Here is a 14174-nt window from a genome sequence, read left to right as displayed (position 1 = left end):
GGCGGACGCCGTGCGTTCGGCGCTCGCCCAGGGGCCGGCCGTCGGTGATCCCGGTGTCACCGCCGGCGCAGCGCCGCGATCTCCAGCGCGGGCGGCGTGTGGCCGACGTCGCTCGGGTTGAGCACGCCGCCCGGTGAGACGAGAGCGTCGATCCGGTCCAGCGTTCCGACCGACAGCGGCCGGTCCACCGCGGTGAGCTGTGTCAGGAGCTGGTCGTGGGTGCGCGGGCCCATGACGGCCGAGGTGACGCCGGGATGGGCGAGCACGAACCGCAGGGCCAGCTCGACGAGCGTGCAGCCCTCGTCGGCGGCGAGGCGCACGAGCTCCTCGACAACCGAGAGCTTGCGTTCGCGTACCTGGTCGTCGGCGAAGTCGAAGTGGTCGCCGTGGGCCCGCGCGCGCGAGTCCGCCGCCGGTTCCGCGCCGACCCGGTATTTGCCCGTCAGCCAGCCGCCGTTCAGCGGGCTCCAGACCATGACGCCCATACGGTGCCGCTGCGCGGTGGGCAGGGCCGCGGCCTCCGCATGCCGGGCCAGGATCGAGTACGACAACTGTTCGACGGTGAACCGCTCGCGGCCGGCGCGCCGTGCCGCCCACTGCGCCTCCACGATCTCCTCCGCCGGGAAGCTCGACGTGCCGATCGCCCGCACCTTGCCCGTCCGCACCATGTCGCTGAGCGCACCGAGGGTCTCCTCGACGTCGGTCTCCGGATCGGGACGGTGGACCAGGTACACGTCGAGGTGGTCCGTGCCCAGCCGTCGCAGGGTGTTCTCCACGGCGCGCGTGATCCACAGCCGGGAATTGCCGCGCCGGTTGCGGTCCAGCGGATTTCCGGGCATCTGGTTGTGGAACTTCGACACCAGTACGACGTCGTCGCGCCGTCCCTTCAGCGCCCGGCCGAGGATCTCCTCCGACTCGCCGAACGCGTACACGTCAGCGGTGTCGATGAAGTTGACCCCGGCGTCCAGCGCCGTCGCCACCATGCGGTGACACTCCGCCTCGTCGGTGTTGCCCCAGGCGCCGAACATCATCGTCCCGAGGCAGAGCTCGCTCACCTCGATGCCCGTCCCACCCAGAATCCGGTAGCGCACGCTTTCCCCTTGCCTTCTTCGGCGACTCCTGTCGCTGTCATGCCGCAGGCTTCCATGGCGTCCGGCCCGGATCCGATGTCGCGCGGGGTCAGCGTTTCCGGCGCACTCGTTGTGTCCGCAGCACATCGACCTGCGGGGCACGCGGACATACGCTCGAGGAAAATCGCACCACTCAATGGAGGAACCGTGGCCACCGGTCTCACCTCGGCCCGCTGGACTCATGTCGCGCTGCCGACCGGCGATCTCGACAAGTCGATCGAGTTCTACACCTCGCTGACTCCCCTGGTCGTCGTCGAGCGGTTCAAGGACGCCGACGGCGAAAGCGTCTGGCTCTCCAACGACAAGCAGGTCGAGACCCCCTTCGTGCTCGTCCTGGTGTCGTTCAACAAGGACAAGGGCACCCAGCAGGGCCTGCTGCACCCGTTCGCGCACATCGGTATCGAGGTGCCGACGCGCGAGGACGTCGACGCACTGGCGGACAGGGCCCGTGCACTGGGCTGCCTGCACTGGGAGCCCATGCAGATGCCCGACCCCATCGGCTACATCTGCGCTCTGAAGGACCCCGACGGCAACGTCGTCGAGATCTCCCACGACCAGCGTGTCTTCGACACGGTGCGGCAGAAGTGGGGTTCGTCCTGAACTACACCCGCGCCGCGGTCGAGGCGTACCTGGCGGCGTTGAACGCGCACGACGCCGACGCCGTGGCAGCCTGCGTGTCCGAGGACTTCGTCAACGAACACACGTCGTCGACGGGGCGCAGCCGCAGGGGCCGCGCCGAGTACCGCGCGGCGCTGCCCGGGTTCCTGGAGAACTTCGGGGACCTGCACTATGCGCCCGAGCGCCTCCTCGTCGACGGCGAGTCGGCCGCGGTGCCGTACGTCATGACGTTCCGGATGCGTTCCGCGGGCGACCGCCCCGTGCGCGTCCGCGGGGTTTTCGTCTTCACCGTCACCGGCGGTCTCATCACGCGCCGCACGGACTACTGGGACAGCGGCGAGGTACAGCGACAGCTCGCCTGACACCCTTCGGCGGCACGCCCGAAACAGCCCCTGACCAGCACATTGACACCCCGTTCGACTGTTGTTCGGACGGGGTGTCGGCATGTCCGGAACCCTTGCTTTCGTATCGCTTGACACGACGCCATCTCGCATTGAAAGATGCTCGCCATGCGAGTAGTGACGACGGACGCCGGCCTGGGCCGGATCGAGGACGGGGCTGTCGCCCTGTTGGACACGGCTTTTCCCAACGTCGGTGCGGTCCTCGAGCAGGACGGCTCGCTGCGGGGACTTCAGTCCTGCGCGGTGCGCCGGCGCATCCCACTCGACGAGGCCACCCTCCTGGCGCCGCTGGGCCGTCCCCGCGCGGTGTGGGGCATCGGCCTCAACTACCTGTCGAAGGCGGCCCGGACCGGCCGGGGACTGCCCGAGCAGCCGATCCTGTACCTGGCCGCGTCGTCCGGTGTGCCGGCACCCGGCGCACAGGTGGAGATCCCGCAGTCCGTGACCGAACCCGACTACGAGGGGGAGATCGCGGTCGTCGTGGGACGCCGGCTGCACCAGGCGGCCGAGTCCGAGGTCTGGCCCGCGATCGCCGGCATCACCGCGGCCAACGACATGACGGCGCGGGATGTCATGCGCACCACGGGCACACCCGCCCTCGCCAAGAGCTACCCGGGCTTCACCCCGCTCGGCCCGTCGATCTGCACCCCCGACGACCTCGAGGACCGCCACGGGATCCGCGTACGGACCCGGGTCAACGGCGAGCTGGTGCAGGACGACACCAGCGACGGGATGATCTTCCCGGTCACGGATCTGCTCAGCCGGTTGTCGCGGTTCGCCGCGCTCGAACCCGGCGACGTCGTCCTCACCGGAACCCCGGCCGGCACCGGCCAGGACCGCGCCTGCTTCCTCGCCCACGGCGACGAGGTGCGCGTCGAGGTGGACGGCGTGCTGCCCCTCGTCACCCGCATCGTCCGTCCCGCGGACGCCTCACAGCGCGACAACCGGCTGACCGAACCGGTCAGCTGACCGTTCCCCATCCTGGAGCACACATCGATGTCCAACTCCTCCCAGCCGTCCTACGACCTTGTCCTGGCCGGCGGCACCGTCATCGACCCGGCGTCGGGCACCAACGCCCGGCTCGACGTGGCGGTCACCGGTGACCGCATCGCAGCGATCGGGGAGGGTCTGGCAGCGAGCGCGACCCGCACGATCGACGTCACCGGCTCCACCGTGCTGCCGGGCCTCGTCGAGGGCCACACCCACATCTTCCAGTACGTCTCCGCCGTCGGCGCCCCGGCCGAGGAGGCCCATCTGCGCCGCGGCGTGGTCGCCGCGGCGGACGCCGGAACGGCAGGCGCCTCGACGTTCGCGGCCTTCCGCAAGCTGGTGGTCGAGGCCAACCCGCTGCGCATCGTCAACTTCCTCAACGTCTCGGTGCTCGGCCTGATCGACTTCAGGTTCGGCGAGCTGCTCAACCCCGACACCCTGGTCCCCGAGGACGCGCTGGCGACCGCCGAGGCCCACCCGGACATCGTGCGCGGCTTCAAGATCCGCCTGTCCGAGGACGTCGTCGGCGAGAACTGGGAGTCGCTGCTGAAGAAGTCCGTGGCGCTGGCCGAGCAGGCCGGTCTCCCGCTGATGCTGCACATCGGCGAGACCTCGGAGCCGTTGCCCGTCGTCCTCGACCACCTGCGCCCCGGCGACATCGTCGCGCACTGCTACACCGGCAAGCCGTACGGCATCCTCGACGGCGACCGTGTGCAGCCCGCCGTCAACGCCGCCCGGGAGCGCGGTGTCCTGTTCGACTCCGCCCACGGCAAGAGCAACCTCAGCTTCGAGGTGGCGCGCCGGGCGATCGCCGACGGGTTCCTGCCCGACATCCTCAGCTCCGACACCAGCGCCCGTAACTGGCGGGGCCCGGTGTTCGACCTGCTCACCAGCATCTCCAAGCTGGTCGCGCTCGGCGCGCCGCTTGAGGAGTGCGTCCGGCGGGCCACCGTCACACCGGCCCAGCTGCTCGGGCTCGACGCCGAGGGCTACGGGCGCCTGGAGGTCGGCGGGCGGGCCGACGTCACGGTCGTCGACTGGACCGACGAGGTCACCCTGCCCGACGCCGCGGGCAACACGATCGTCGCGCCGCGCCTGGAGCCGACCGTGGTGCTGCACAGCGGCGCCGAGGTCGACATCGTGCCGTGGCGGGGCCTGAAGTCGGCCTGACGCGCCGCACATCCGGGAGGACGCGATGACCGTCGGTGACGTCCATCTGCTGCGGCGCCGACTGCGCGCGGCCCTGACGGCGGGGCCACCAGCCGTCGGTACGTTCGTCAAGCTGGCCTCGCCCGACGTGGTGGAACTGGCCGCCGAGGCCGGGTTCGCGTTCGTGGTCGTCGACCTCGAACACTCCACCCTCACCGAGCAGAACGCCGTCGACCTGGTCCGGCACGCCGACGCGTGCGGCCTGCCGGCCCTGGTCCGTATGCCCGAGGTGGACGCCGCCGCCGTCAACCGGCTGCTGGAGGCCGGGGCGGCGGGGATCCAGCTCTCCATGCTCACCCGCGTCACCCAGGCCGAGGCACTCGTGGCGGCGACCCGGTTCGCTCCGGGCGGTCGTCGGTCGGTGAGCCTGGCCAACAGGGTCGCCCGGTTCGGCGCGGCCCCGCTGGCCGGATTCCTGCGCGCCGAGCAGGACGACCCGCCGGTGCTGGTGGGCCAGATCGAGACGGCGCGCACCGATCCGCTGCCGGATCTTCTCGCCGCTCTCGACGTGTGCTTCGTCGGCAGTACCGACCTCGCGGTCGACCTGGGCCTCCCGGCGGATCCGGCGGTGTTGCGCGCCGCGGTGGACCGGGTGTGCGAGGCCGCCCGGTCCGCCGGGGTGGCGTTCGGAGGCTGGGCGCCGGCCAGGGGCGCCGCGGCGGACCTGGGCCTGGGCGAGGCCGACTACCTGGTCGTCGGTTCGGACCTGCAGATGTTGGCGGCCGGCCTGCGGGCGGCCGCCGGAGAGGAGAACCAGTGAGCACACGCAACGCAGCGCTGTTCGGCACCGTCGTCAACTGGGACGAGTTGCCGGTGACCCAGGTGCGGCCGGGAGTCCGCCGTCGCGTCTACGCGACGGACGAGGTGATGATCTGCCACCACGAACTCGAGGTCGGCATGACGCTCAACCCCCACCGGCACGAGGACTTCGACCAGCTGGTCCACATCGCCGAGGGACGGGCGAACTACTACGTGGACGGTGTCGCGCACGACATGCGCGCGGGATCGTTCCTTCTGGTTCCACGGGGCAGTGAGCATTACGTGGAGCCGACCGAGGCGCCATGCGTGAACATCGACTTCTTCGTCCCGCCGCGGGCCGACCTGCTGCCCTGACCGACGGACGGGCCTGCCGCTGCAAGGGCGGGCCCGTCCTCACCCGTACGTCCGACGGGTCCGCACATGACAATCGGCCCGCCGCCCTCAGGGCGGCGGGCCGATCAGCTCTCGACGCAAGCGCTCAGCCGGCGACGGGTGCGCCGTTCGAGTTGCCCAGCCGCTGCGACAACGCGCGGGTGGTCTCCAGCAGGGCCTGCGCCATCGGCGACTTGACGTCGTCGGGAACGGTGGCCGTGGTACCGACGATCGCGAGCGTCCCACTGATCTTGTCGCCCTCGAAGATCGGCGCCGCGATGGTGCGGACCCCGTTGACGGCGGGGGAGTTGACCGACAGCCCGTGCTGCCGGATCGCCTCGAGCTCCGCCAGGAGCTCGGGCGACTTGCGGACCGAGCGCGGCAACGTCGGTACCTGGTCCGGGCCCAGGAAGGCGAGGAAGACCCGTCCCTGCGCCGAGGACGTGAGCTGCAGGCGCGAGCCCACCCGGACGCTGATGCGCACCATGTGGTCGGTGTTGTCCACCGAACGCACAACGGTCGCCGACTCACCGTCCCAGACCGACAGCACGATCGTCTCGTCGATGCGCCGGACCAGATCCTCCATGTACGGCTCCGCGGCGGCGACGATCGGCAGGCCGGCCCGGGCGGCTCCGGCGAGCGTGAGCACCTGAGGGCCGAGGGAGTACAGGGAGGTGCGCTCGTCGTACCGCAGCAGGTTCGCCGCCCGCAGTGCCTTCGTGTAGCGGTGGGCGGTCGCCTTGCTCGCCCCGAGACATGCGGTGATCTCGTTGAGACTCATGTGCGGCTTGCCGACGGTGAACGAGCCGAGGATCAGCGCCGCACGCTGCACCGTCTGGATGGTCGGCGCGGTCCTCTCGGGAGGACCGTCCTGCTCGCCGGCGCCTCCTTGCGCCTTGGTGGCCATGGGTCACTCGCTCCTGTCCATGCTCAGCCGAGGTGGTGAGACCGCGGGGTGCTGACTCGTTGAATGAAACACTGTATTGGATAGTGTAATGATAATGGGGCGCGTGGTGGTGCGTGAAGAGTACTGGAACGCTCATCCGCTGTCGTCGCCGGTGGCCGAGGGAGCGGGGCGGGAAGGTCGTCCGGCCCGCCGGGAGCGGTCGGCCGCGGGGCCTTGCGGACCCGCGGCGCGGCTGAGGGGCGCCCGTTCAGAGCGCCCCTCAGTGGGGAGGCCTCACGCATCGGAGGAGTGCCCCGGCGTGATCGAGCGTGCCGGGTCGAGCAGCGCGGCGATGTGGTTGACGGCCAGGGCCGCCTCGCCGAAGCCGATGGAGATGAGGCTGACCTTGCCGTCGTAGTCGGAGATGTCGCCGGCGGCGAAGACGCGCTCCCGGTTCGTGCGCATCGTGCGGTCGGCGAGGATGCGCCGGCGGCGCAGCTCCAGCCGCCACTGCTCGATCGGGCCGAGATCGGCGATGAAGCCCAGCGCCGCCACGACGGACTGGGCGGGCAGGGTGACCCGGTCGCCGTCGGAGCTCGCGACCACGACCTCCGACACCGCCCCGTTCGCCCCGTCGCCGGAGATCTTCTCGACCTCGTAGGGCGTCAGGATCCGCACGGAGGAGGCGTGGACCTGCTCGACGCTGCGTTCGTGGGCCCGGAACTGCTTGCGCCGGTGCACCAGCGTCACCGACGAGGCGATGGGCTCCAGCGACAGAGCCCAGTCCAGCGCGGAGTCCCCGCCGCCCACGACCACGACGTCCTGTCCGGCGAGCTCGTCCAACCGCGGCACGAAGTACCGCAAGCCCCGGCCCAGGTATTCGGAGCCCACCGGCAGCTCGCGCGGGATGAAGTTGCCGATCCCGCCGCAGACGAGCACCGCGCCCGCCGAGATCCGCGCGCCGGCGTCGGTCGTGGCGACGATGCCCTCGCCCGTGTCGTCCACCGTGGTGACTCCGTGCCCGAGCAGGTACGTGGGGCTCCACCGTCCGGCCTGCTCGGCCAGCCGGTCCACCAGGTCCTGGCCGCGGACGGCGGGGAAGCCGGCCACGTCGAAGACGAGCTTCTCGGGGTACAGCGCGGCGATCTGGCCGCCCACCTCGGGCAGGGCGTCGGCGATCGCGACGCTCATGCCGCGAAAGCCGGCGTAGTAAGCGCCGTACAGCCCTGTCGGGCCGGCGCCGATGACGAGCAGGTCGACGGACACCTCGGAGCCGGCGCCGACGGCGCCCGCGGGGCCGGTCACGCGCCCACCTCCGGGTGGTCGTTGCCGACCCGGCCGACCTTGCGCGCACCGCCGGGCGATCCGAGCGGTTCGGTTCCGAGGGTGAAGAACTCGGCGTTGATGCGCTCGAAATGCTTGACCTCCGCCGGAAGGTCCTCGTGGTGGAAAATCGAGATCTGCGGGCAGACCGGTTCGCAGCGCCCGCACTCGACGCATTCGTCGGGCTGGATGTAGAGCATCCGGTCGCCCTCGTAGATGCAGTCGGCCGGGCACTCCTCCATACACGACTTGTCCATGATGTCGATGCATGCCTGAGTGATGACGTACGGCACGAGCTTGTTGCCCTTCACACGGGTCGCACAGAATGCGAGACAGTGTCTCTATTTATGAAATGTGATGATGGCGGCATCGGCTCAGGGTGTCAACCGTTCGACGGCATGCTTGACAGCGCGCGGGTGCTGGGTGACGCTGGTGCGACATACGAGACGGCGTCTCACGGAGTACGCCGCTCGGGTCGGGACTTGTGAGAGGCACATTCCGCAATGGGAAGCAAACCCCGGACCGCCCCAGAACCCATGATCGTCGAGGACTGGGACCAGCTCACCTTCCGGGTCAACCGCGAGGCCTACCGCAGCGCGGAGGTCTTCACCCGGGAACGCGGCTGGGTGTGGATGCACACCTGGCTCTACCTCGGCCACGAGACCGAGATCCCCAACCCCAACGACTTCAAGGTCCGCACCCTCGGTGGTCGGCCGCTGATCTTCTGCCGGGACAGCGCCGGCGAGATCCACGCGTTCCTCAACTCCTGTCCGCACCGCGGCACGGTTCTGTGCCGTGAGCAGGAGGGCTCCACCAGGCTCTTCCAGTGCTTCTACCACGCCTGGACGTTCCGCAACAACGGTGAGCTCGCCGCGATCCCCGATGTCGGCGCCTACGAGTCGGGCGACGCGTTCGGGACGTCGATGGGGCTGCGCAGCGTGCCGCGCCTGGAGATCCACGAGGGGTTCGTCTTCGTCTCCTTCGACCCCGACGTGCCGCCGCTGCTCGAGCACCTCGGCGACGCGGCCGACTACATGACGATGATCGAGCAGCAGCACGTCGGCGGCATGACCACACTGCCCGGCACACAGCTCTACAGCGTGCGCGGCAACTGGAAACTCGCCGTCGAGAACGCCATGGACGGCTACCACTTCGCGCCGACGCACAACACGTTCGTGGGCTACCTGCGCGAGAGCGGCTTCGCCGTCACCGACGACAACCAGTACGCCTACAACCTCGGCAACGGCCACGGGCTGCTGGTCCTGACCGGGCACGGCGGGCGGATCAGCATGGTCTGGGAACCGCGCTTCGGCGAGGACGAACGGGTGCGCACCGAGGAGCACCGAGCCGAGATGAACGTGCGGCTGGGCGAGAAGCGGGCGCACTACGTGGCCGACGAGAGCCACATCCTGTTCGTGTTCCCGAACCTGCTGCTGTTCGACATCGAGGGCCTGTCGATCCGGCAGCTGGAGCCGGTGGCACCCGACCAGACGGATGTGCGTGCCTGGCAGCTGGTCCCGCGCGACGAGGACCCGGACACCCGTGCCCTGCGCATGAAGACGGTCGTCAGCTTCGTCGGTCCGGGCGGGCTTGCCACGCCGGACGACATCGAGGCGTACGAGGCGGTGCAGCGCGGCATCCAGGCCACGGCGAACAGCGCCGCGCCCGAGCTGGACTACAGCGACATGTCGCGCGGCATGGCCGACGAGGTCAAGGGCGCGCAGGGCAGGTCGATCGACGAGGGCGCGATGCGGGGCTTCTGGCGGCATTGGATCGAAGCTGTCGGGCTCGAAGACGGCCTCGACATCCACGGCGAGCGACCGGCGTCCTTCCTGGTGGGGAGGGACGTGCGATGACCGCGATCACCAACAGCGGATCCGTGCGGTGCGCGGGGCGCACCATCACCCGGCAGGACGTGGAGGACTTCCTCTACGCCGAGGCCGACATCCTCGACCACTGGGACTACGACGGCTGGCTGGCCCTCTTCGAGGACGGCGCCCGCTACGAGATCCCCACCACCGACCATCGCCCCGGCTGGTCGCCGCACGAGACCGGATCGTTCGTCGACGACGACTGGGACCTGCTCCGGGCCCGGGTCAAGCGCCTGAAGTCACGCAAGGCACACGCGGAGAACCCGCACTCGCGCACCCACCGGCTGGTGTCGAACGTGCGGCTCTCCGAGGGAGACACCGAGGACCACTTCCGGGTGTCGGCGTCCTTCGTGATCCACCGCGCCCGCGACGGTCACTTCGACGCCTACGTCGGCTGGTACGACCATCTGCTGGTGCCGACCGAGGACGGACTGCGTTTCCGGTTGCGGCGCTCGGTCCTCGGCCATGAGTCGCTGGCGGCCGGCGCCCGGCTCAGCTTCATCCTCTAGCCGGCGACGGATGGTGACCCGATGATCCGACACACCCTGTCCTTCCGTTTCGCCGACGAGGTCGACGAGGCCACGCGGGAGTCCGTGCTGGCCGAGCTGCGTACCTTCCCGGGCCGTTACCCGGCCATGCGCGGCTTCGTCCTCGGCGAGAACATCAGCACCCGCGACCAGACCTTCACCCACACGATGGCCGTCGACTTCGACAGCCAGGACGACCTGCTCGCCTATCTCTCCAGCGAGTCCCACGAGAGCTTCGTGCGCACGCGTTGGCGGCCGGTCATCGCCCAGCAGGCCATCACCTCGTTCGAGTTCGCCGAGCGTCCCTCGCTCGCCGCAGGAAGGAAACCGCCGGTGAGCACCCGCCCGCACGGCCCGTACGGCATGGAGTACGCCCGGATCGAAGTCCCGGACATGCAGGCCACGATCGACTTCCTCCAGTACCACGTCGGTCTGCAACTGGAGCAGCGTACGGACGACTACGCCTACCTGCGCGCCGACATCGAGCATCACGCGATCGAGCTGATCCACGCCCCCGAGCGCACCGACGGGTGGACGACCGCGGTCGGCTACAGCGTCGAGAGCGAGGAGGTCCTCGAAGAGCTGCACAAGAGCGTCCTCGACGCCGGACTGGAGGTGCTCGAGCTGCAGGAGCGGCAGAAGGCGCTGTGCGACAACGGCTTCGCGGTGAAGGACCCCGACGGCCTTGTCGTCGAGCTGTTCACCGAGTTCCAGGAGTACGCCGAGCCGCCGCACCTCGAGATCCGGCCGCTGGACCTGGTGCACCCCTTCATCGCCACCGCGAAGTTCGATGAGACGGTCAACTTCTACCAGAACGTCCTGAGGTTCATGCCCTCGGACCACGTCGTCGGCTCGACCACGTTCTTCCGCTGCGAGGACCGCTACCACCACAGCCTCGCCATCCAGAAGAACACCGAGCACTACGTCGCGCACCTGTGCTTCGCCATGAAGAGCCTCGACCACGTCATGCGGATGCGCGCCCGCGCGCTGTACAAGGGCGCGCCGATCGCCTCCGACATCGTCAACCACTCGGCGTCGACGTCGATCGCGTTCTACCTGCACGACACCCGCTTCGGTCCGCGTTACGAACTGTGCGACCGCCACCGGGTGTTCACGCCGGAGGAGCACGAGACGCACCGGCCCCGCAGGATGCCGGCCGACCCCCGCAACATCGACGTGTGGCGTCCGGCCTCCGACGACTGGGGACGTTTTTGAGACAGCGGTTGCTCGACGTCCTGCGCCTGCTCGACGCGACCCCCGCCCCACGAGGCGGGGAGCGCACGGCGGCCCACCGGTTGCGCGCCTGGTGCGCCGAGCGGTGGCCGCACATCGAGTGGCAGGTGCTGGAGCACGGCTCCGCGGGCGGCAGCCTGGTCGCCGCCCACGGAGCCGGGCCGCTGCTGTACTCCCACCTCGACACGTCACTGGACGACGGTGGTGAGTTCAACCGGCTCGTCACCGGCAACGCCGCGCCGGTCGGTCCGCTCACCGTGGACGGCGACCTGGTGGCCGGTTTCGGCCTCGGGGTCGCCCGAGGCCCGGCGGCCGCCGCGCTGGTCGCGTTCGCCGAGGCGGGTGCCGGGCGGCTGCTGCTCGCCGGCTCCGGGACGCACCGCCGCGCGAGCGGGATCACCGGCCTGGAGGCGTACGCCGACACCTTCCCGCTGCCGCGGTCGGCGATCGTGGCCAAGTGCGGCCCTCCCACGCTGCTGTGGCACGAACCGGGCGCGTGCTACCTGACCGTCCGGGTGACCGGCCGCTCCGGGGCGGCGATGACGGCGGAGTCGGCCACGCCACCGGGCGGAGTCGTCGCCCATGCCGGCGTCGTACTGGAGGAGCTGGACGGCTGGCGCACGTCGTATCTGGCCGCCGACCCCAGGGCGGGGCAGACCGGCCGGGCGTGCGGTATCGGCGCGGTCAGCGGGGGGTGGCCGGACAAGCCGGACCTGCTGCCGGCCAGGCTGCGGATCGACCTGTACGTCGTCGCCGGTGACCAGGTGGAGCCGAAGGCGCTGGCGGCCGAGCTGACCGACCGGCTACGGGCGCGGTGCGCACGGTCGGCGCTGCGTGACTGCGAGATCGACGTGGAGGCCGAGCCGGTCGCCCCCGCCGTGGCCACGCCGGCCGATGCCCCGGTGGTGAGGGCCGCACAAGCGGCCTGGCTCGACGAGTTCGGTACACGGCCGCCGCCGGTCACCGGCTGGACGGGATCGACCGACGGCGTCGTCCTGCGCGCCCGTGGCGTCGACACCGTACGCCTCGGCCCGCGGGCGAGGCCGGCCACCGACGACCCCCGTCGCGATGTGCTGGCGCTGACGGAACTCACCGCCTTCGCACGCGTGTACCGAAGGCTCCTGACCGAACCGGCGTAGTCCGGGCGGTCGGCTCGACACCCGCTCGACACCCCCTCGACGTGAACCGGACGGCGTCGCCGTCCGGCCACCCGCTGCCGCAGCGGCACAGACCGCCGCCGACCACCACGTCGAGACGGTCGAGCGACGTAAGACACCCCGTGCCACCGGCGAACCGGAGTTCGCCGGTGCGCACCATCCATCGGGCACCCGATGCCCCTGAAAGGAAGTGGCGGGCGGATGGACAAAGTCGTCGCCTCAGCCTCCGAAGCCGTGGCGGACGTCTCCGACGGAGCCTCCCTGACGGTAGGAGGCTTCGGTCTGAGCGGAGTCCCGGACATCCTGATCCAGGCCCTGTACGACGCCGGCGTGACCGGACTGGACGTGTTCTCGAACAACTGCGGCGCTCTGGAGTCCGGCCTCGCCGTGCTGCTCACCGCCGGCCGGATCGCACGCGTGACCGGCAGCTACATCGGCGGCAACAAGGAGTTCGCCCGCCAGTACCTGGCCGGTGAGATCGAGCTGGAACTGATCCCCCAGGGCACGCTCGCCGAGCGACTGCGGGCCGGGGGCTGCGGCATACCGGCCTTCTACACCCCGGCCGGCGTCGGCACCCTGGTCGCCGACGGCGGGCTGCCGTGGCGGTACGACGGGGACGGCGGCATCGCCGTCGCCTCACCGCCCAAGGAGGTCCGCGAGTTCGAAGGCCGGGACCACGTCCTGGAACGCGGGATCACCACCGACTTCGCCCTGGTGCGGGCGGCGAAGGGCGACCGGCACGGCAACCTCGTGTTCAGCAAGTCCGCCCGCAACTTCAACCCGCTGGCGGCCATGGCCGGCCGCATCACGATCGCCGAGGTCGAGGAGCTGGTCGAGCCGGGCCGCATCGACCCGGACCAGGTCCATCTGCCGGGCATCTTCGTGCAGCGGGTGGTGGCCCTCACCGCCGAACAGGCCGCCGACAAGAAGATCGAGCAGTTGACCGTCCTCCGCAGGGACCCGGAGGTGGGGGCCTGATGGCTTGGACACGCGACGACATGGCCGCCCGCGCGGCCCGTGATCTCCGTGACGGCGAGTACGTCAACCTGGGCATCGGCCTGCCGACCCTGATCCCCAACCACCTGCCCGACGGCGTCCACGTCGTACTGGAGTCGGAGAACGGCGTCCTCGGCACCGGCCCCTTCCCCTACGAGGACGAGGTCGATCCCGACCTGATCAACGCGGGCAAGGAGACCGTCACGGTGCTGCCCGGCGCGGCGTTCTTCGACTCGGCGCTGTCCTTCGGCATGATCCGCGGCGGCCACATCGACACCGCGGTACTCGGCGCCATGCAGGTCTCCGAACGGGGCGACCTCGCCAACTGGGCGATCCCCGGCCGGATGGTGACCGGCATCGGCGGAGCGATGGACCTCGTCCACGGCGCCCGGCGGGTGATCGTCACCATGACGCACACAGCGAAGGACGGCAGCCCCAAGATCGTCCGGGAGTGCGGTCTGCCGCTCACCGGGAAGGGCTGCGTGGACCGGATCATCACCGACCTCGCCGTCCTCGACGTGACCGACGCCGGTCTGGTCCTCGTCGAGACCGCTCCCGGCGTCACCCACGAGGAGGTCGCCGAGAAGACGGCGGCGAACGTGCTCATCCCTCACGAGACCGCCTGCTGACCCTGCCGGACCTGCGTCGTCGACGCTGGCGGCACCCCGGCCCCCGGTACGGCGGCACGCTCCCTGCGGGCGC

General features: G+C 70.4%; 16 protein-coding genes. 12 read left to right on the top strand and 4 right to left on the bottom strand.

Annotated elements, in window-relative coordinates:
* Positions 1-56 precede the first annotated feature (56 nt).
* Positions 57-1091: an aldo/keto reductase gene (locus tag ACFY9I_RS06320; RefSeq protein ID WP_390997388.1), complete on the bottom strand. Its 1035-nt coding sequence runs from the start codon at positions 1089-1091 to the stop codon at positions 57-59.
* A gap of 186 nt (positions 1092-1277) precedes the next feature.
* On the opposite strand from ACFY9I_RS06320, the gene ACFY9I_RS06315 reads away from it, so the two are divergent.
* The 6 genes from ACFY9I_RS06315 to ACFY9I_RS06290 all read left to right on the top strand — a co-directional run bounded on the left by ACFY9I_RS06315 (position 1278) and on the right by ACFY9I_RS06290 (position 5461).
* Positions 1278-1730 (top strand): VOC family protein, encoded by a 453-nt coding sequence (locus tag ACFY9I_RS06315; protein WP_390997385.1) that lies wholly within the window; start codon positions 1278-1280, stop codon positions 1728-1730.
* Positions 1715-2110, top strand: a complete 396-nt coding sequence (locus tag ACFY9I_RS06310) for a nuclear transport factor 2 family protein (RefSeq protein WP_390997382.1) — start codon at positions 1715-1717, stop codon at positions 2108-2110. The genes ACFY9I_RS06315 and ACFY9I_RS06310 overlap by 16 nt, the downstream gene beginning before the upstream one ends.
* Positions 2111-2257: 147 nt before the next feature.
* The gene (locus ACFY9I_RS06305) at positions 2258-3118 is read left to right on the top strand and encodes a fumarylacetoacetate hydrolase family protein (protein ID WP_390997379.1); all 861 of its coding nucleotides are present in this window, start codon (positions 2258-2260) and stop codon (positions 3116-3118) included.
* Positions 3119-3145: 27 nt separating this feature from the next.
* On the top strand, positions 3146-4309 hold the full coding sequence (locus ACFY9I_RS06300) for an amidohydrolase family protein (RefSeq protein ID WP_390997376.1): 1164 nt from the start codon (positions 3146-3148) through the stop codon (positions 4307-4309).
* A 25-nt stretch (positions 4310-4334) separates the two neighbouring features.
* The gene (locus ACFY9I_RS06295; protein WP_390997374.1) at positions 4335-5108 is read left to right on the top strand and encodes an aldolase/citrate lyase family protein; all 774 of its coding nucleotides are present in this window, start codon (positions 4335-4337) and stop codon (positions 5106-5108) included.
* On the top strand, positions 5105-5461 hold the full coding sequence (locus ACFY9I_RS06290; RefSeq protein WP_390997371.1) for a cupin domain-containing protein: 357 nt from the start codon (positions 5105-5107) through the stop codon (positions 5459-5461). The genes ACFY9I_RS06295 and ACFY9I_RS06290 overlap by 4 nt, the downstream gene beginning before the upstream one ends.
* Before the next feature lie 124 nt (positions 5462-5585).
* Here the strand turns inward: ACFY9I_RS06290 and ACFY9I_RS06285 are convergent, their stop codons facing one another.
* The 3 genes from ACFY9I_RS06285 to fdxA form a co-directional block, all read right to left on the bottom strand.
* Positions 5586-6386 (bottom strand): IclR family transcriptional regulator C-terminal domain-containing protein, encoded by an 801-nt coding sequence (locus tag ACFY9I_RS06285; protein WP_390997368.1) that lies wholly within the window; start codon positions 6384-6386, stop codon positions 5586-5588.
* A 273-nt stretch (positions 6387-6659) separates the two neighbouring features.
* Positions 6660-7670 carry an FAD-dependent oxidoreductase gene (locus ACFY9I_RS06280; protein ID WP_390997366.1) on the bottom strand — a complete coding sequence of 337 codons (1011 nt, stop codon included), beginning with the start codon at positions 7668-7670 and terminating at the stop codon, positions 6660-6662.
* On the bottom strand, positions 7667-7999 hold the full coding sequence (fdxA, locus tag ACFY9I_RS06275; RefSeq protein WP_390997363.1) for a ferredoxin: 333 nt from the start codon (positions 7997-7999) through the stop codon (positions 7667-7669). The genes ACFY9I_RS06280 and fdxA overlap by 4 nt, the downstream gene beginning before the upstream one ends.
* A 192-nt stretch (positions 8000-8191) precedes the next feature.
* On the opposite strand from fdxA, the gene ACFY9I_RS06270 reads away from it, so the two are divergent.
* The 6 genes from ACFY9I_RS06270 (at position 8192) to ACFY9I_RS06245 (ending at position 14101) form a co-directional block, all read left to right on the top strand.
* A complete protein-coding gene (locus tag ACFY9I_RS06270; RefSeq protein ID WP_390997360.1) occupies positions 8192-9544 on the top strand; it encodes an SRPBCC family protein in 1353 nt (450 codons plus the stop codon).
* Positions 9541-10068 (top strand): aromatic-ring-hydroxylating dioxygenase subunit beta, encoded by a 528-nt coding sequence (locus ACFY9I_RS06265; RefSeq protein WP_390997358.1) that lies wholly within the window; start codon positions 9541-9543, stop codon positions 10066-10068. Before ACFY9I_RS06270 ends, ACFY9I_RS06265 begins: the two co-directional genes overlap by 4 nt.
* 21 nt (positions 10069-10089) lie before the next feature.
* Positions 10090-11301 carry a Dabb family protein gene (locus tag ACFY9I_RS06260; RefSeq protein WP_390997356.1) on the top strand — a complete coding sequence of 404 codons (1212 nt, stop codon included), beginning with the start codon at positions 10090-10092 and terminating at the stop codon, positions 11299-11301.
* Positions 11298-12458, top strand: coding sequence for a hypothetical protein (locus ACFY9I_RS06255; protein ID WP_390997354.1), 1161 nt, complete (start codon positions 11298-11300; stop codon positions 12456-12458). Before ACFY9I_RS06260 ends, ACFY9I_RS06255 begins: the two co-directional genes overlap by 4 nt.
* Before the next feature lie 219 nt (positions 12459-12677).
* Positions 12678-13454, top strand: coding sequence for a 3-oxoacid CoA-transferase subunit A (locus tag ACFY9I_RS06250; protein WP_390997351.1), 777 nt, complete (start codon positions 12678-12680; stop codon positions 13452-13454).
* Positions 13454-14101, top strand: a complete 648-nt coding sequence (locus ACFY9I_RS06245; RefSeq protein ID WP_390997348.1) for a 3-oxoacid CoA-transferase subunit B — start codon at positions 13454-13456, stop codon at positions 14099-14101. Before ACFY9I_RS06250 ends, ACFY9I_RS06245 begins: the two co-directional genes overlap by 1 nt.
* Positions 14102-14174 lie beyond the last annotated feature (73 nt).

Origin of the sequence: Streptomyces sp. NPDC012510, from assembly GCF_042955065.1 — a bacterium.
In the GTDB taxonomy this organism is placed as follows: domain Bacteria; phylum Actinomycetota; class Actinomycetes; order Streptomycetales; family Streptomycetaceae; genus Streptomyces.
Note: the sequence above shows the minus strand (reverse complement) of the source record. Positions and strands in the feature narration are given on the sequence as shown.

What these genes read in the sequence shown, in the direction of transcription:
- ACFY9I_RS06305 (WP_390997379.1), top strand. Translation starts at nt 2,258, where the DNA reads ATGCGAGTAGTGACGACGGACGCCGGCCTGGGCCGGATCGAGGACGGG.
- ACFY9I_RS06300 (WP_390997376.1), top strand. Translation starts at nt 3,146, where the DNA reads ATGTCCAACTCCTCCCAGCCGTCCTACGACCTTGTCCTGGCCGGCGGC.
- ACFY9I_RS06295 (WP_390997374.1), top strand. Translation starts at nt 4,335, where the DNA reads ATGACCGTCGGTGACGTCCATCTGCTGCGGCGCCGACTGCGCGCGGCC.
- ACFY9I_RS06285 (WP_390997368.1), bottom strand. Translation starts at nt 6,386, where the DNA reads ATGGCCACCAAGGCGCAAGGAGGCGCCGGCGAGCAGGACGGTCCTCCC.
- ACFY9I_RS06270 (WP_390997360.1), top strand. Translation starts at nt 8,192, where the DNA reads ATGGGAAGCAAACCCCGGACCGCCCCAGAACCCATGATCGTCGAGGAC.
- ACFY9I_RS06265 (WP_390997358.1), top strand. Translation starts at nt 9,541, where the DNA reads ATGACCGCGATCACCAACAGCGGATCCGTGCGGTGCGCGGGGCGCACC.
- ACFY9I_RS06260 (WP_390997356.1), top strand. Translation starts at nt 10,090, where the DNA reads ATGATCCGACACACCCTGTCCTTCCGTTTCGCCGACGAGGTCGACGAG.
- ACFY9I_RS06250 (WP_390997351.1), top strand. Translation starts at nt 12,678, where the DNA reads ATGGACAAAGTCGTCGCCTCAGCCTCCGAAGCCGTGGCGGACGTCTCC.
- ACFY9I_RS06245 (WP_390997348.1), top strand. Translation starts at nt 13,454, where the DNA reads ATGGCTTGGACACGCGACGACATGGCCGCCCGCGCGGCCCGTGATCTC.